This is a genomic window from Minwuia sp. (assembly GCF_048007105.1).
GTDB lineage: Bacteria > Pseudomonadota > Alphaproteobacteria > Minwuiales > Minwuiaceae > Minwuia.
Window position 1 is genome coordinate 713815 of sequence record NZ_CP180352.1, and the last position, 16186, is coordinate 730000.

Below are 16186 nucleotides of genomic sequence, written 5' to 3' on the forward strand. Positions count from 1 at the left end.
TGCAATCCGGATTTGTCATTCCCGTCGAAGGCGGGGAAGATCGCCGCTGCAAGGGGAGGACGGCCATGACTTTCGAGAACCCGCACGACACCGATCTGCCGCTGCTGGAAGAGGTGAAGCTTCAGGCGCGCGTCCTGCTGCCGGTCGTCCGCGCCATCCGGGAGAGGCTGGGCAAGGAGGAAGCCGACCGGCTGATCGAAGCCGCCCTGCGGGACTGGTCGCGTGAGCTGCACCGCCGCATCGGCGCCGAGAAATCCCGCGACGCCCGCGAGCAGTGGGACGGCATCTGGGCCGATCTGCGCCCCCGCATCGGCGACAGCATCGACAGGGAGATGCTGGAGGATACGGAGACGGTCCGGAACTACAACGTCACCCGCTGCGCCTACGCCGAATTCTTCAAGGCGCTGGGCGAGCCCGAGCTGGGCAAGTTCCTGCTCTGCGACATCGATTTCGACATTGCCGAGGTCGGCGCGCCCGACGTCGAGTTCAAACGCACCCAGACCATCATGTCCGGCGCGCCCTACTGCGATTTCCGCTACCGGTTCAACAAGGGCTAGCCCCGCATCCGCTCCCCGGCAGGGTCGAACAGCGGGTCGGTCAGCAGTTCCGCTTTCCGGCGCTCGCCGATGATCTCGACCTCGAAGGGCGCATCTGCGGCCCCGGCGAACTCGGCGGGGACGTAGCCCATCGCAACGGACGCGCCGGAGGCGTGCGCGAAACCGCCTGACGTGATCCAGCCCATCACCCTGCCGTCGATCCAGACCGGTTCGTCGCCGATCACGTCGGCGTCGCCGGCATCGACCTTCAGCGAGACCAGCTTCAGCTTCGGACCGTCGTCGCGCTCCTTCAGTGCCGCATCCCGGCCGATGAAGTCGTTCTTTCTTGCCCCGACGAAGCGCCCGAGATTGGCGGCATAGGGCCCGTAGATCGGCCGGTACTCGCGCGCCCAGGTGCCGAAATTCTTCTCCAACCGCAGCCCGTTCAGCGCCCGGCCGCCGAACAGGATCATGCCGTGATCCGCACCGGCCCTGCGTAACAGGTCGTAGAGCTGGGTCAGGTACTCGGCCTTCACCCAGATCTCGTAGCCGAGATCGCCGGTGAAGGTGATCTTGCCGACCTTTGCCGGGATCATGCCGAGATCCATCTCGCGGAAATCCATGAAGCGGAAGGCCGCCGCCGAAATATCCTCGCCGGTCACAGCCGCCAGCACCTCGCGCGCCTTCGGCCCGGCGATGGAGAGCCCGGTCAGTTCCAGCCCCAGAGGCCGCACGGTGACCCGCCCGTCATCCGGCAGATGCGAGAGGAACCAGCGCATGTGATAGGTCTCTGCGACGCCAGAACCGAAGACGTAGAAGCGGTCCTCGGCGGCCTTGGCGACGGTGAAGTCGCCGATCAGTCCGCCCGCCGGGTTCAGCATGGGCGACAGCACGATCCGGCCGGTGCGCGGCATCCGGTTGGCGAGCAGATGGCTCAGCCAGACCTCGGCGCCCGGCCCGGTGACCTCGTATTTGGCGAAGTTCGAGATCTCGATCATGCCGACGCCCTGACGCACGCCGGCGCATTCCTTCGCCACCTGCGCGTGGCTGTTGGAACGCATGAAGGTGACGTCCTCGACCGGGTCCTTGCCCTTCTCCTGGAACCACAGCGCGTGCTCCAGCCCGAAGGACGCGCCCATCACCGCGTTCTCCGCCTTCAGCCGGTCATGGAGCGGCGAGGTCCGCAGCGGACGGCCCGCCTTCAGTTCCTCGTTCGGGAAGGTGATCGAGAAGCGGCGGGAGTAGTTCTCCTGCACCTTGGCCGAGGTGTAGGCCATGGTCGCCCAGTCGCCGTAGCGGGCGACGTCCATCGCCCAGACATCGAAGGCTGGATCGCCGTTCACGATCCAGTTCGACAGCGCCAGCCCGACGCCGCCGCCCTGGCTGAATCCCGCCATCACGCCGCAGGCGCACCAGTAGTTCCTGAGCCCCCGGACCGGGCCGACCAGGGGGTTGCCGTCGGGCGCGAAGGTGAAGGGGCCGTTGATGATCTGCTTGATCCCGGCGCGTTCGAAGGCGGGGAAATGGGCGAAGCCCCGCTCCAGCGACGGCGTGATGCGGTCGATGTCGGGCTGCAGCAGTTCGTGGCCGAACTCCCAGGGCGTCTCCTTCGGCGACCAGGGCACGCAGGCGCGCTCATAGGTGCCCATCAGCATGCCCTTGCGCTCCTGGCGCATGTAGATCTCGCCGCCGAAATCGACCGCGTGCAGCACCTCCTTGCCGGTGCTTTCGTTGAACTCGATGACCTCGGGCATGTCCTCGGTCAGCAGGTACATGTGCTCCATGGCCAGTACCGGCAGTTCGAGCCCCGCCATGCGGCCGACCTCGCGCGCCCAGAGCCCGCCGGCATTGACGATGTGCTCGGCGTGGACCGTGCCCTGCTCGGTGACCACGTCCCAGGATCCGTCCGGGTGCTGGGCCAGTTCGACGACCCGGTTGCGCAGCACGATCTCGGCCCCGTTCATCCGCGCCGACTTCGCATAGGCATGGGTGACGCCGGAGGGGTCGAGATGGCCGTCCTCGTGGCTGAACATGGCGCCGACGAAGTACTTCTCCTCCAGCAGCGGGAAGAGCTCCTTCGCCTCCTTCACCGAGATCAGGTCGTATTCGATACCCAGATAGCGCCCGCGCGCCTGCGCCATCTTCAGCCACTGCATCCGCTCGGGCGTGTCGGCCAGCAGGACGCCGCCGGTGAGGTGCACGCCGCAATCCTGGCCGGACTTCTCCTCGATCTCCTTGTAGAGGTCGATGGTGTAGCGCTGCAGCTTGGCGACGTTGGGATCGCCGTTCAGCGTGTGCATGCCGCCCGCCGCGTGCCAGGTGGAGCCCGATGTCAGTTCGGAGCGTTCGATCAACATGACATCCGTCCAGCCGAGCTTCGTCAGGTGGTAGAGCACGCTGGCGCCGACGACGCCGCCGCCGATGACGACGACCTGGGCTGAATCTTTCATGTCAGAGCTTCCTGTTTCTCGGCGTTGACGACGGGTTCGGTCTTGTCACCCCCGCTTCATGCGGGGGTCCGGTGCGGCTTCGCCGCAATTCTGATGATCGACCGGATGCCCGCACAAGGCGGGCATGACAGGCTGCAGGGACAAGTTCGCCGGCCCTGTCACAGCCAGTGATCCTCGAAGGGGAAGCTGGAGAGCCGCCTCGCGCCGTCGGCGGTGATCAGCACCTGCTCCTCCAGCTTGATGCATTCGCGGCCGCCGACACGGCCGACCAGGCTCTCGACGCAGACCACCGCGTTTTCTTCCAGATGCCCGTCATAGCCCGAATGGGCGAAGTCCTGGATGTAGGGGACGGCCGGGTACTCGTCGCAGAGACCGACGCCGTGGACGACGACCGAGTAGCGGTTGCCGACGCAGTCCTCCGGCAGAGGCGAGCCGCGCTCCGAGATCTCCCGGAAACTGAGCCCCGGCTTCAGCATGGCGATGTTGTCCTCGATCTGCCGCCGCGCCGTCTCGTAGAGCCAGCGCTGTTCGTCGGAGGGCTTGCCGCCGCCGCAGAGCCAGCTCCGCGAGAGGTCCGAGCAATAGCCGCCCGGCCCGACCAGATCGGTGTCGAAGCTCATGATGTCGCCGGCCTCGATCACGCGGTGATTGCACTCGCGGAACCACGGGTTGGTCCGCGGGCCGGAGGTCAGCAGCCGCGTCTCGATCCATTCGCCGCCCAGCTCGGCGTTCACCTGGTTCAGGATCGACCAGAGATAGTTCTCGGTGATGCCGGGGCGGAAGACCTCCCGCATCCGCCACATCGCCGCCTCGCAGGCGTCGACCGCCTCCTGCATCGCGGCGATCTCGATGTCGTTCTTGATGAAGCGGGCGAGTTCCATCACCTCCTGCCCGTTCTCGACCAGCACGCCCCGCTTCAGCAGGGCCAGCAGGCCGTGGGGCTCGATCTTGTCGATCGCCAGCCGGCGGTTGTTGCCGCCATATGTGCGGACCAGATCGTCGATCTCGCGGGCGAACTGCTTCGCGCGGTCCTCCATCAGCGGCCCGTCGCCGAAATAGAAATACGACCGGGCGCCGCGGATCTCGTCCACGACCTCGATGCCTTCCGACAGGTGCTTCGTGGCGTGGAAATCGAACACGATCACCGGGCCGTCGGTGGCGATGAAGGCGTAGCGGACGGCGTTGTGCATCGTCCACACCTGCATGTTCGAGGTGTCGGTGGCGTAGCGAATGTTCACCGGGTCGTAGAGCAGGATGCCCGCCAGCTCGCGCTCCTGCAGCTTCTCCCGCACCCGGCCGAGCCGCCAGGCCCGCAACGCGCGGCGGTCGACCTTCGTATCGTGAAAGACGGTCATGGCGTTCCCACCGTCGAAGAAAGCCGATCAGGAACACCCACCCGTCCCGGGACTTGATCCCGGGACCCAGAGCGGCGGCCAGCTCGGAACTGGGCAGCGGGATCAAGTCCCGCTGCGGGCCGAATTTCCGGATCTCGCTTCGTCGCCATCGCTCAGAAATCCGTCGGGGCGCCGCCCTCTTCGGTGCGGCGACGGACGAAGGCGTCCAGTTCCTCCCGCGCCGCCGGGTCCATGGCGGGCGGTTCGTAGGCGGCGATCATGTCCCTGTAGATCCGGTTGGCGGTGCCGTAGGCCTCCGGCCGGCCCGCCTCCTCCCAGCTCTCGAAATTGCGCCAGTCGGAAATCATCGGATTGTAGAAGGCGGTCTTGTAGCGGCTCTGCGTGTGGGCGCAGCCGAAGAAGTGGCCGCCCGGCCCGACCTCCCGCATGGCGTCCAGGGCCAGATCGTCGGGCGTCACGCCGATCGGTGTCAGGAACTCGCTGACCATCTGCAGCAGGTCGGCGTCGAGCACGAACTTCTCGAAGGAGGTGTGCAGCCCGCCTTCCATCCAGCCGAGCCCATGCTTCAGCATGTTCACCCCGCCCATCACCGCGCCCCAGAGCGAGAAGACGCTTTCATAGGCCGCCTGCGCGTCCAGGGTATTGGCCGCGTTCACGTTCGACGAGCGATAGGGCAGCCGGTAGCGGCGGGCGAGCTGGCCGCCGATGATCGAGGTGCGCATGGCCTCAGGCGTGCCGAAGGCCGGGGCGCCGGACTTCATGTCCACATTGGAGGTGAAACCGCCATAGACGAAGGGCGCGCCGGGCTGGTTCACCTGCGCGAAGACGAGCCCAGCCAGCGCCTCGGCGTTCTGTTGCACCAGCGCGCCGGCCAGCGTCACCGGCGCCATCGCGCCCGCCAGCGTGAACGGCGTCAGCACGACCGGCTGGCCGCGCCGGCCCAGCTGGATCATGCCCTCCAGCATCGGCGTATCCAGCCTGAGCGGCGAGGACGAGTTGATGATCGAGATCACCGACGGTTCGCGGCTGAAGGTCTCGTCGTCGACCTGGCGCGCGATCCGGGCTAGCTCCATGCCGTCGCAGATCCGCTCCCGGCCCAGGCTGTAGGCGTGGATCGCCTTGTCCGACATGGTCAGCATGTCCGACAGCGCCTCCAGATGCCGGACCGACGGGTGGATATCGACCGGCTCGACGGGATAGCCGCCCCACATGTGGACCGCGTTGAACATGTGCCCGAGCTTCAGGAAGTTGCGATAGTCCTCGCGGTTGCCTGGCCGCCGCCCGCCCTCCAGGTCGGAGGCGTTCGGCGCGCTGGCCGCGGCGCAATAGACCAGATAGCCCTCGCCGAAGCGGACAGAGTGTTCCGGATTGCGGGCGTGCAGGGTGAAGGCTTCCGGGGCCTTGCCGATGGCGTCCTCGACCATCGCCGGATCGAAGCGGACGCGGTCGGAATTGGGATCCACATCGGCGCCGGCGGCCTTCAGCATCGCCTTCGCCTCGTCGTGGATGAAGTCGATGCCGATTTCCTTCAGCACCTCCAGCGAGGCGGCATGGATCGATTCCAGTTCGTCGGCGGACAGCAGTTCCGTGGGCGGAAACGGCAGTTTCGGCTGGCGGAAAGGCCGCTGTTCGACGACCGGTCTCACCTCGGATCCGGCGTCGCCGCCGCCGCGCCTGCGGCCTCTCCTGCGGCGTCCGCCGCCGTCCGAAGCCGCCTGATCCTCCTGCATCCGCCCCTCCCTGATGAACGGTCCGGAATGGACGCGTCCACCGCGCAAGTCTGACACCGCTTTTCGCCGCGTGCCATCGCCCGCCTGCGTCCATTGCTGTTCCAGATGCGGCGCATGGGTGTCGCATCGTGCGGCCGGACGCGAACTGCCGTCCCCGGCGCAAGCCGAAGAACGCCCCGGCAGTTCAAATGCCCTCCCCCTCCGAGGGGGAGGGTTGGGTGGGGGTGGGAGAAGCTCGGAAACCGCCCGTCTGGGGATGGCTGGGTCGGCCAGACGGGCGGCTCAGTCCTTGCCGGAAGAATCTGAGCCGCGCTGCGTGCCAGCCGGACCATCCCACGCAGCGCGGTTTCACTTACCCCCACCCGTCGCTGCGCGCCGGCCTCCCCCTGCCAGGGGGAGGCTCTCGCTTCTTCATATTGGTCAGTCCCCGGGTCGAGCCCGGGGGCTTCAGATTACCTGGAACCATCGGGTGCGCTTGAGCGCGGGTCCGCTTCGTTGCACTCTCGTCGCATGACAGCCTGGGGAGGATGAGATGTCAGACCGTTACGCCGAATTCACCACCTTCGAGATCGACTATCCGGCCGAGCGCGTGCTCCGCCTGACGCTGAACAATCCGAAGACGCTGAATTCGCTGGACCAGACCGGCCACAACCACATGACCTATGTCTGGAACGCCATCGACAAGGATCCGGACATCTCGGCCGTGATCCTGACCGGCAAGGGCAAGGCCTTCTCCGCCGGCGGCGACTTCAAGATGATCGGCCAGATGGTCGAGGACTATCACGCCCGCGTCCGCTCCTGGAAGGAAGCCAAGGACCTCGTCTACAACATCATCAACTGCGGCAAGCCCATCGTCAGCGCCATCAATGGCGTCGCCGTGGGCGCGGGTCTGGTGGCCGGGCTGTTGTCCGACATCTCCATCGCCGCCAAGTCGGCGAAGATCGTCGATGGGCACACCCGCCTCGGCGTCGCCGCGGGCGATCATGCGGTGATCAACTGGCCGCTGCTCTGCGGCATGGCCAAGGCGAAGTACCACCTGATGCTGTGCGAGCCGATGACCGGCGAGGAGGCCGAGCGCATGGGCCTCATCAGCCTGGCGGTCGAGGATGACGAGCTTCAGGCCAAGGCGCTGGAGATCGCGACGCGGCTGGCCAATGGCGCGCCCTCGGCGCTGCGCTTCACCAAGTATGCGCTGAACAACTGGTACCGCATGGCCGGCCCGTCCTTCGACGCCTCGGTGGCGCTGGAGATGCTGGGCTTCACCAGCCCCGAGGTGGTCGAGGGCCTGGCGAGCCACCTTGAAAAGCGGCAGCCGAAGTTCGACCCCGAAAGCGACGCCTGAGCGCAGTCCTGCACGGCTGAACAGGATCAAGAACACACTGGAAGTGGACAGTGCCGGGGGGGGGGGTGACACTCTCTGCCAGAGAAGAAGTGCGCACCAAGCGTACGACTCAGGGAGGATACCGTGAACCGCTACCGCAACCTGCTGCTGGCGGGCGTCGCCGCCGTGACGCTCTCCACCGCCGCCATGGCGAAGGACACCGGCCTTATCTTCGTCTCGTCGGAGAAGGACAACGCCGTCTACGTGCTGGACGGCAAGACCTACGCGCCGGTGAAGACGATCCCGACCGCCGCGCGGCCGAGACACCTGCAGTTCGACCCCGAGCGCAACCGCATCTTCGTCGCCTGCGGCCGCGGCAACGCCATCGACATCATCGATGTCGCGAAGCTGGAGCTGGTCGACCGGATCGCCAATGTCGAGGACCCGGAGCTGTTCGACTTCTCGAAGGACGGCCGCACGCTCTACATCTCGCTGGAGGAGGATGCCGCGCTCGGCATTCTCGACCTCGAGACCCACTTCGCCGAGCGGGAGGGCATGCCCGAACTCGCCACCGCCGAACCCGAAGCCGGGGATGGCGGCGATGAGGAAGAGGAAGGCGAAGAGGGCGAGGAAGAAGGCGAGGAGGAGGCCGTGCCCGGCCTCAGCACCGTCGAGACCGGCGAGGAGCCCGAAGGCGTTCTGGCGAACCCTGACGGCAAGACGGTCTATGTCACCTCGGAGGTCGCCAACATCGTCCATGTCGTCGATCTCGCCAGCCGGCAGATCCGCGCCAATGTCGTCGCCGGCAACCGCCCCCGCCGCTTCGCGCTGACGCCGGACGGCAAGCAGCTCTGGGTGACCAACGAGCTCAACGCCACGGTCACGGTGATCGACACGGCGACCGACAAGGTCACCGGCACCATCGAATTCCCGCCCCCGACCGGCGCGCGGTCCGAACAGGTCACGCCCGTCGGCATCGTCATGACCCGCGACGGCGCGACCGCCGTGGTCGCGCTCGGCCGCGCCAACCACATCGCCTTCGTCGACGCGAAGACGCTTGAGGTCGGCGACTACGTGCTGGTCGGCCAGCGGGCCTGGAACATGACCTTCAACCGCGACGAGTCGCTGCTCTTCGTCGCCAACGGGCTCTCCGACGACATGACGATCATCGACGCGGCCTCCCGCAAGCCGCTGAAATCCGTCCCCGTCGGCCGCGTCCCGCACACGGTGCTGATCGACGACTGAGCATCCGGACTGGCCCTTGAACCCCTGGGGTCATGTCCGCCCTGCGCGGGCATCCGGCCGATCGTCAGACTTGCGGCGCAGCCCCTCCGGACCCCCGAGCGGCCCGATGGGCCATCGGGGGTGACCAGTCATTGCCCTGCCGTGCCCGGGCCTGACCCGGGCGCGGCAGATGGTTCAAGTCCCCCTACCCTTGCGCGCCGAGATCCCAGTAGAGGCCGGTCATGATGCGGCTGGCGCTTTCCATGGTCGGCAGCAGGACATGCTCGTCGGGCGCGTGCTGGGAGCAGGCGGCGTAGGAATGCGGGATCCAGATCGCCGGCAGGCCGAGCAGGTCGGTGAAGAGGTCGTTGCAGATCGAGCCGCCGAGGCTGGGGATGATCGCCGGATCCTCGCCGATGGTGTGCGCCATCGAGGCCCGGACCGCCCCGACCCACTGGTTCTGCAGCGGCGTCTGGCTGGCGGCGAAGGCGCCCGAGTTCTTCTCGTCCGGCGGCAGCACCTGAACCTCCGGAAAGCCCTCGCGCTTCAGATGCCGCTTCAGCGCGGGGATGATGTCGTCATAGTCGATGCCGACCACGAAGCGCAGCTGGCAATGCGCCCAGGCGCGCGGCGGGATGGCGTTGACCGGCCGGTCCGGATTGCCGGTCCGGTAGGCCAGCACCTCGAAGCTGTTCCAGGCATAGACCCGCTCCGGCGGCGTCAGGCCCGGCTCGCCCCAGTCCACGTCGATCGCCGGGCCGCCCTCGCCGGCGTCGATCTCGATGGATTTCAGCGCCTCGCGTGATGCCGGGTCGATGCCTTTCGGCCGCCATTCCGGCACGCGGATCGCGCCGTTGCGGTCGGATATGCTGGCGATGGCGTGCGACAGGATCAGGCCCGGATTGGCAATCAGACCGCCCCAGTTGCCCGAATGATGCCCGCCCGCGCGGAGGTCGCAGAGCAGGTCGAAATTCACCGCCCCGCGCGCGCCGAGCGTCAGCGTCGGCCGGTCCGGCTTCACCCGCGGCCCGTCCGAGGCGATGAAGACGTCCGCCGCGAAGGCGTCCATGTTCTGCTCGATCACCTCCCGCAGGCCCTTGGAGCCGACCTCCTCGCCGGTCTCGACGATGAACTTCGCGTTGAAACCGAGCCGCCCGCGGGTCTCGATCACCGTGCGCAGCGCGTTCATGTTCAGCGTGTGCTGCGCCTTGTTGTCGGCGGTGCCGCGGCCGTAGAGCCGCACGCCGTCGCGCGCCAGCACCCAGGGGCCTTCCCCCTTCGTCCACTGGTCCTCCAGCCCGCGGATGACGTCGCCATGGCCGTAGCCGAGCACGGTGGGCAGGCCGTCGGCCTCGTGCCGCTCGGCCAGCAGCACGGGGCCGTGGCCGGTCGGGTTCTCGAACTTCCGCGTCGTGAAACCCATCGCCTCGAAGGCCGGGCCGATGACCGCGTCCAGATAGCGGTGCAGCTCCGGCGCGCTGTCCGGTTTCTGGCTCTCGGTCCGCACCGCCACCCGCTGGGCCAGCTCGTCGAAGAACGGCCCGCTGGTCACGTAGTCGGATGCGGCCTGAATGGCGGCGTCTCGGGTCATGGCACTGCAAACTCCCTCACGTCCTGAAACAGGACTGTCTCCATGACCATAATTCGTTCGACCCGACAGTTGAAAGAGACACACCTGTCCGTCCCGGGACTTGATCCCGGGACCCAGCCTGGAGCCTCGCCACCAACAGAGACCTATTCGGAAGGCCCGCATGCTGGACAGCGGGATCAAGTCCCGCTGCGGGCGAAGGGTTCCGGCGGATCTCCAGCCTTTCCCGGGACACGTCGCGTCCGGCCGGGCTGACACCGCCCCGTCTCCATGGCAACATCGGCGCACGAGACGGGAGGACGCGATGCCCCACGACGGCCATCATCACGATCACGACCATACCGAGCCGCCGCACGATCTGGCGCTGCGCACCAAGGCGCTGGAATCGCTGCTGGTGGAGAAGGGTCTGGTCGATCCGCAGGCACTGGACGAGATCATCGAGCGCTACGAGCACAAGGTCGGCCCGCGGAACGGCGCCAAGATCGTCGCCCGCGCCTGGACCGAGCCGGACTTCGCCGACTGGCTGAAGCGGGACGCGACCGAGGCCATCGCCTCGATGGGCTTCACCGGCCGTCAGGGCGAGCACATGCACGCGGTCTTCAACACGCCCGAGCGCCACAACCTCGTCGTCTGCACGCTGTGCAGCTGCTACCCGTGGACGACGCTGGGCCTGCCGCCCGGCTGGTACAAGTCCAATCCCTACCGCAGCCGGGCCGTGATCGACCCGCGCGGCGTGCTCGCGGAATTCGGCACGGAACTGCCGGAGAACGTCGAGATCGACGTCTGGGATTCGACGTCGGAGATGCGCTACATGGTGATCCCCGAGCGGCCCGCCGGCACCGAGGGCTGGAGCGCCGAACAGCTTGAGGAACTTGTCAGCCGCAATTCCATGATCGGGGTCGAGACCGCCCGCGAACCGGAAGGCGGCGGCGCATGAACGGCCCGCACGACATGGGCGGGATGCACGGCTTCGGCCCCATCGATCCCGACCCGGAAGAGAAGGAAGAACTGTTCCACGCCGAGTGGGAGCGCCGCGCCTTCGCGGTGACGCTGGCCGCCGGTTTCCTCGGCAAGTGGAGCATCGACGAGGCCCGCTTCGCCCGCGAGACCATGGATCCGGACCTCTATCTGGGCGCCGGCTACTACCACAAATGGCTGGACGCCTCGGAGCGACTGCTTGTGCAGAAGGGCCTGATCACGGAGGAGGAACTCGCCACGGCGAAGGCCGAGCGTCGCGTCGGCCCCGATGAGGTCCGCATCCTGAAGGGCGGCACGGTCGACCAGACCTTCCTGAAGGGCGGGCCGGCGAGCATGGAGATCGACGCCGCGCCAGCCTTCAGGGTCGGCGACAGGGTCCGCTCGAAACAGATGAACCCGAAAGGCCACACCCGCAACCCGCGCTACATCCGCGGCCATGTCGGCGAGGTGGTGCTGCATCACGGCGGCCATGTCTTCGCCGACGCCAGCGCCGAGGGCGAACGGCGGGGCGAGCATCTCTACACGGTCCGCTTCGACGCCCGGGAGATCTGGGGGCCGGACGCCTTCGGCGGTGCGGTCATGGTCGACCTCTGGGAACCCTATCTGGAGCGCCCGTGAACGGCCGGCTCGACGATCTGCCCGGAATCCCGAAGGACGCGGACGGACCCGTCTTCGCCGAACCGTGGGAGGCCGAGGCCTTCGCCCTGACGGTGAAGCTGCATGAGGCCGGGCATTTCACCTGGGACGAGTGGGCGTCGACCCTGTCGGCCGAGATCACCACCGCGCAGCAGGCCGGCGATCCCGATCTGGGCGACACCTACTACCGCCACTGGCTCCGGGCCCTGGAACGGCTCTGCGCCGAGAAGGGGCTGAGCAGCCGGGATGACATGGCCGACCGCAAGGCAGCCTGGCGCGACGCCTACCTCGCCACGCCGCACGGGCAGCCAGTGGAGTTGAAGTAGGCGCAGGCCAGATCGGGGCCGCTCAACTCATGCCCCTCCCAGGACCTGATCCCGGGACCCAGCGGGGCATCGCAACGTCCTTCCATCACCGCCGGACTGGACAGCCGGATCAAGTCCCGCTGCGGACATGAGAGCGTTTGCGAGGCCGCCGCCTCGCTCCCCCCGATCACATCTTCCCTCTCGGGCGCGGATCGGTGAAAGCGGTCACAGTCCCGCCACGAAGGCTCGCGCATACTCCGGCCCGGTAGTGTTTGTCCGGGTGAAGAGGGTGACCGTCCGATGCCGCGTGCGTTGCGCCGTCTGTTCCTTGTCTCGATCCTGATCGCCGCCGCAGCGGTCCCTGCCGCTGCGCAGGAGGCCGCGCCGGTGGCGGACCAGTCAGCCGCCGAAGCCGCCCCCTCGGCCCGCATCGTGCCGCCGCCCGACGCCGTCGCGATGCCCTTTATCCCGCCGGAATCGATCATCAACGCCTGGAAGCTGAGCATCGCCGACGCCGCGGCCCTGGCCGAGCTGGCGCTGAAGGACCACGTCGCCGACCTGCAGGTCGATCCGGTGCGCCAGACCCTTCGCTTCACCCAGTCGGTGGCCAATGGCGCCTTCATCCTGGGGCAGGTCGAGCCGCGACTGGTGCAGTCGGGCCTCGACAAGACCCGCGGCGTCATCTTCGACATCCGCATCCTGGGCGCGAGCGGCGTGGTGGAGCAGGCGCAGAAGGCCCACGCCCATGCCCTGCGCCGCCGGATCGAGGAAACCGCGCGGCTGAAGAATGTCCGCGTGAACGCCATCGTCTGGCCCGAAACCCTGCCCGACCGTTCGGAGATCGCCGTCGCCGAGGCCACGGTGCCGCGCGAGCGTGAGCCGTTCGAGAAGTTCATCCGCCGCCGAAAGCCCGACCCGGTCGAGGGCGTCTGGGAGCGCACCGACGGCAAGGTCCGCGTCGGCGTCTATCGCGAGTTGCTGGCGCCGGGCCGGGTCTACAGCGCCATGGTGCTGGACGCGCCCGACGACAGCGTCTGGGAGACCGGCGAGATCAAGTTCGAACTGGAGATGCTGGAGGAGAACCTCGGCAGCGGCCCGCTCTACCGCGACGACCGCGCCCGCGCCGAGACCGTGTGGCGCTTCGAGGAAGGGCACCTCGTGGCGCTGAACGCCCAGCCCGGCGGCCATGTCGTGCGCTATGACCGGGTGGGACCCAGCATCAATTTCGACAAGGAACCGCTGCACAACGGCACCGGCTGGGTCGTCAGCGACCGGGGGCATGTGGTCACCAACTATCACGTCGTCGAGGACGCGACCGAGATCCGCGTCGGCTTCCGCGAAGGGCCGTGGCGGCCGGCGACGGTGCTGCTTTCCGACGAGCGCATGGATATCGCCGTTCTCAAGGTCGAGGACCCGGCGGTGCTGGGGCCGGCGCTGAAACTGCGCGCCGGGGCGCTCTATCCCGACGGCGCCGACGCCACCGCGGTCGGCTTCCCGCTGGCGCAGCGCCTGGGCGAGCAGCTCAAGGTCACCGCCGGCGTGGTCAGCGGGCAGACCGGCGACAAGGGCGACCTGACCCGTATCCAGCACACCGCCGCGCTGCAGCCGGGCAGTTCCGGCGGCCCGCTGGTGGACCGGCACGGCAATGTCGCCGCCGTCGCGGTCTCGCTGCTGCGCGGCAATCAGGTCCAGGACGTCAACTTCGCGATCAAGATCGGCTATCTGAAGCTGCTGCTCGACGGCTTCGGCGTGCCCTACCAGATCGGCGGCTCCGAGCGCGATCTCTCTTCCGAGCTGATCGCCGACGAAGTGCGCGGCTCGGTCCTGCCCATCTGGGTCGACCGGCCCGACGACTAGCAACCTTCCCGAAGCGCGTTGAATGCGGGGGCTGCGGCAGCGACACTGGCCGGCGGGAGGACAGCATGAACCAGCCGCACACCGTCGAGACCCTGATGAACTATTCCGACGCCGGCGAGACGCCGATCGGCTACTGGTTCTACGAGCCTGATCCCGCGGACCGCATCGAGCTCCGCCCGGCCGGGCAGGACCGCCATGTCGTCCGCGTCGAGGATGCCTGGCCGATCGTCGACAGTGTCTCGGTCGACGCCGAGGGCTTCGAACTGCACGGGATCGACGACGGCTTCCGCGACTTCGAGAACGAGGCCTCGGTGGAGCGCGATTTCTATCCGGTCGCCGTGGATTTCGTGAAGCGGCACACCGGCGCGAACCGGGTCGTGGTCTTCGACCACACCCTGCGCCGGCGGCGCAGTTCGGACATCAGGACCCAGACCACGACCGAGCGCTCGATACCCTTTGCCGTCCACAGCGACTTCACGCCGAATTCGGGGCCGCAGCGGGTGCGCGATATCATGGGCGACGAGGCCGAGGCCCTGCTGGACCGCCGCGTCGCCTTCTTCAATGTCTGGAAGCCGCTCTACGACACAGTCGAGGAACTGCCCCTTGGCGTCTGCGACGCGCGCTCCGTGGCGCCGGAGGAGATGCTGATCATGCATCTGAAATATGCGGACCGGGACGGCGAGATCTACACCATGAGCCACGCGCCGGGGCACCGCTGGTACTACTTCCCGAAGATGCGGACCGATCAGGCGCTGCTGCTGAAGACCTATGACAGCGCCACCGATGGCCGCTCGCGCTTCAACGTCCATTCCGCCTTCGCCGACCCGGACACGCCGCCCGACGCAAAGCCGCGCCAGAGCATCGAAGTCCGCACGATGGCGTTCTTCTGATCGAGCGCATTCCTGCGTCTGTTCGGGGAGTGCTGAGATTGCGAAGAGGGTTTTGAGTTTTGTTTGTCCGGTTTCTGGGTTGGCCTGGCGGCGACCTACTTTTCCGCGGCTTGAGCCGGAGTATCATCGGCGCGGTGGGTCTTTACGGCCGAGTTCGGGATGGGATCGGGTGTTTTCCCCACGCTGTGACCACCAGGCCAACGCAGGAACCGGTTAGCAAGTCTTGTCCGGCTTGAGCCGGGCCTGGACTTGGCTTCCGCCCTCGGACTTGCTTGTCCCGGACATGATCCGGGAAGCCGAGGGCCTGTGTCGCAAGCTGTCTGTGCCAGGGTTTGGCATGAGTTTCGGCATGAGGTTTCGATGGTGCCGGGCGGCGGGTGATCTGGATCCCCGGATCAGGTCCGGGGTTCTGGATCCCCGGATCAAGTCCGGGGATGAAGCGCCGCCGCTGCTCGCCATCGGCTCGCAGGACTTTGCTATCACCGTCAATCGCTGGGCATGGGTGGAGATGATTTGTGTTGGATGTATTCGAGATCGATCGAACGATTAGTACGGCTAAGCTTCACGCATTGCTGCGCTTCCACATGCCGCCTATCGACGTGGTGGTCTTCCACGGTTCTCGAGGGAAGCCTGGTTTTGAGGCTGGTTTCCCGCTTAGATGCTTTCAGCGGTTATCCTTTCCGCACTTAGCTACCCGGCTGTGCCGCTGGCGCGACAACCGGTCCACCAGAGGTGCGTCCATTCCGGTCCTCTCGTACTAGGAACAGATCCTCTCAAGCTTCCTACACCCACGGCAGATAGGGACCGAACTGTCTCACGACGTTCTAAACCCAGCTCACGTACCACTTTAATCGGCGAACAGCCGAACCCTTGGGACCTGCTCCAGCCCCAGGATGTGATGAGCCGACATCGAGGTGCCAAACACTGCCGTCGATATGGACTCTTGGGCAGTATCAGCCTGTTATCCCCGGCGTACCTTTTATCCGTTGAGCGATGGCCCTTCCACACGGGACCACCGGATCACTATGGCCGACTTTCGTCTCTGCTCGACATGTCCGTCTTGCAGTCAGGCAGGCTTATGCCATTGCACTCGACGACCGATTTCCGACCGGCCTGAGCCCACCTTCGCACGCCTCCGTTACGCTTTGGGAGGCGACCGCCCCAGTCAAACTACCCACCATGCAGGGTCCCGGACCCGGATCACGGGCCGCGGTTAGACACCAAGAGCCAAAAGGGCGGTATTTCAAGGATGGCTCCCCGACGACTGGCGCCGCCGGTTCAAAGCCTCCCGCCTATCCTACACATTCAATTCCTGA

At 66.9% G+C, this 16186-nt stretch carries 12 protein-coding genes and 2 rRNA genes (1 of these 14 cut by a window edge); 8 read left to right on the top strand and 6 right to left on the bottom strand.

The features are described from left to right. The first annotated feature begins 65 nt into the window (after positions 1–65). Positions 66–557, top strand: a complete 492-nt coding sequence (locus ACMVY4_RS03375; protein ID WP_416898789.1) for an L-2-amino-thiazoline-4-carboxylic acid hydrolase — start codon at positions 66–68, stop codon at positions 555–557. On the opposite strand, the gene ACMVY4_RS03380 is transcribed toward ACMVY4_RS03375, so the two are convergent. The 3 genes from ACMVY4_RS03380 to ACMVY4_RS03390 all read right to left on the bottom strand — a co-directional run bounded on the left by ACMVY4_RS03380 (position 554) and on the right by ACMVY4_RS03390 (position 6071). Then, entirely contained in the window at positions 554–2986 is a 2433-nt protein-coding gene (locus ACMVY4_RS03380) for a GcvT family protein (RefSeq protein ID WP_416898790.1), read from the bottom strand. The genes ACMVY4_RS03375 and ACMVY4_RS03380 overlap by 4 nt on opposite strands. Before the next feature lie 158 nt (positions 2987–3144). Beyond that, a complete protein-coding gene (locus ACMVY4_RS03385) occupies positions 3145–4341 on the bottom strand; it encodes a M24 family metallopeptidase (RefSeq protein ID WP_416898791.1) in 1197 nt (398 codons plus the stop codon). 152 nt (positions 4342–4493) lie between these two features. After that, positions 4494–6071: a trimethylamine methyltransferase family protein gene (locus ACMVY4_RS03390; protein WP_416898792.1), complete on the bottom strand. Its 1578-nt coding sequence runs from the start codon at positions 6069–6071 to the stop codon at positions 4494–4496. Between the two features lie 532 nt (positions 6072–6603). Between ACMVY4_RS03390 and ACMVY4_RS03395 the strand changes: the two genes are divergently transcribed. Further along, positions 6604–7413: an enoyl-CoA hydratase/isomerase family protein gene (locus ACMVY4_RS03395; protein ID WP_416898793.1), complete on the top strand. Its 810-nt coding sequence runs from the start codon at positions 6604–6606 to the stop codon at positions 7411–7413. Between the two features lie 123 nt (positions 7414–7536). Then, positions 7537–8637, top strand: coding sequence for a beta-propeller fold lactonase family protein (locus ACMVY4_RS03400; protein ID WP_416898794.1), 1101 nt, complete (start codon positions 7537–7539; stop codon positions 8635–8637). A gap of 184 nt (positions 8638–8821) precedes the next feature. Here the strand turns inward: ACMVY4_RS03400 and ACMVY4_RS03405 are convergent, their stop codons facing one another. Continuing rightward, positions 8822–10207: a M20 family metallopeptidase gene (locus ACMVY4_RS03405; RefSeq protein WP_416898795.1), complete on the bottom strand. Its 1386-nt coding sequence runs from the start codon at positions 10205–10207 to the stop codon at positions 8822–8824. Positions 10208–10508: 301 nt separating this feature from the next. On the opposite strand from ACMVY4_RS03405, the gene nthA reads away from it, so the two are divergent. The 5 genes from nthA (at position 10509) to ACMVY4_RS03430 (ending at position 14870) form a co-directional block, all read left to right on the top strand. After that, on the top strand, positions 10509–11141 hold the full coding sequence (gene nthA, locus ACMVY4_RS03410) for a nitrile hydratase subunit alpha (protein WP_416898796.1): 633 nt from the start codon (positions 10509–10511) through the stop codon (positions 11139–11141). After that, positions 11138–11800 carry a nitrile hydratase subunit beta gene (gene nthB / locus ACMVY4_RS03415; RefSeq protein ID WP_416898797.1) on the top strand — a complete coding sequence of 221 codons (663 nt, stop codon included), beginning with the start codon at positions 11138–11140 and terminating at the stop codon, positions 11798–11800. The genes nthA and nthB overlap by 4 nt, the downstream gene beginning before the upstream one ends. Further along, on the top strand, positions 11797–12144 hold the full coding sequence (locus ACMVY4_RS03420; RefSeq protein ID WP_416898798.1) for a nitrile hydratase accessory protein: 348 nt from the start codon (positions 11797–11799) through the stop codon (positions 12142–12144). Before nthB ends, ACMVY4_RS03420 begins: the two co-directional genes overlap by 4 nt. 279 nt (positions 12145–12423) lie before the next feature. Further along, positions 12424–13980: a S1C family serine protease gene (locus ACMVY4_RS03425; protein WP_416898799.1), complete on the top strand. Its 1557-nt coding sequence runs from the start codon at positions 12424–12426 to the stop codon at positions 13978–13980. A gap of 65 nt (positions 13981–14045) precedes the next feature. Beyond that, positions 14046–14870, top strand: a complete 825-nt coding sequence (locus tag ACMVY4_RS03430) for a CmcJ/NvfI family oxidoreductase (protein ID WP_416898800.1) — start codon at positions 14046–14048, stop codon at positions 14868–14870. Positions 14871–14952: 82 nt separating this feature from the next. On the opposite strand, the gene rrf is transcribed toward ACMVY4_RS03430, so the two are convergent. Continuing rightward, positions 14953–15067: ribosomal RNA gene (gene rrf / locus ACMVY4_RS03435) — 5S ribosomal RNA — on the bottom strand. 328 nt (positions 15068–15395) lie between these two features. Beyond that, positions 15396–16186 (bottom strand): 23S ribosomal RNA (locus tag ACMVY4_RS03440) (it continues 1953 nt past the right edge of the window).

What these genes read in the sequence shown, in the direction of transcription:
- ACMVY4_RS03375 (WP_416898789.1), top strand. Translation starts at nt 66, where the DNA reads ATGACTTTCGAGAACCCGCACGACACCGATCTGCCGCTGCTGGAAGAG.
- nthA (WP_416898796.1), top strand. Translation starts at nt 10,509, where the DNA reads ATGCCCCACGACGGCCATCATCACGATCACGACCATACCGAGCCGCCG.
- ACMVY4_RS03430 (WP_416898800.1), top strand. Translation starts at nt 14,046, where the DNA reads ATGAACCAGCCGCACACCGTCGAGACCCTGATGAACTATTCCGACGCC.
- ACMVY4_RS03390 (WP_416898792.1), bottom strand. Translation starts at nt 6,071, where the DNA reads ATGCAGGAGGATCAGGCGGCTTCGGACGGCGGCGGACGCCGCAGGAGA.
- ACMVY4_RS03380 (WP_416898790.1), bottom strand. Translation starts at nt 2,986, where the DNA reads ATGAAAGATTCAGCCCAGGTCGTCGTCATCGGCGGCGGCGTCGTCGGC.
- nthB (WP_416898797.1), top strand. Translation starts at nt 11,138, where the DNA reads ATGAACGGCCCGCACGACATGGGCGGGATGCACGGCTTCGGCCCCATC.
- ACMVY4_RS03385 (WP_416898791.1), bottom strand. Translation starts at nt 4,341, where the DNA reads ATGACCGTCTTTCACGATACGAAGGTCGACCGCCGCGCGTTGCGGGCC.
- ACMVY4_RS03425 (WP_416898799.1), top strand. Translation starts at nt 12,424, where the DNA reads ATGCCGCGTGCGTTGCGCCGTCTGTTCCTTGTCTCGATCCTGATCGCC.
- ACMVY4_RS03395 (WP_416898793.1), top strand. Translation starts at nt 6,604, where the DNA reads ATGTCAGACCGTTACGCCGAATTCACCACCTTCGAGATCGACTATCCG.
- ACMVY4_RS03405 (WP_416898795.1), bottom strand. Translation starts at nt 10,207, where the DNA reads ATGACCCGAGACGCCGCCATTCAGGCCGCATCCGACTACGTGACCAGC.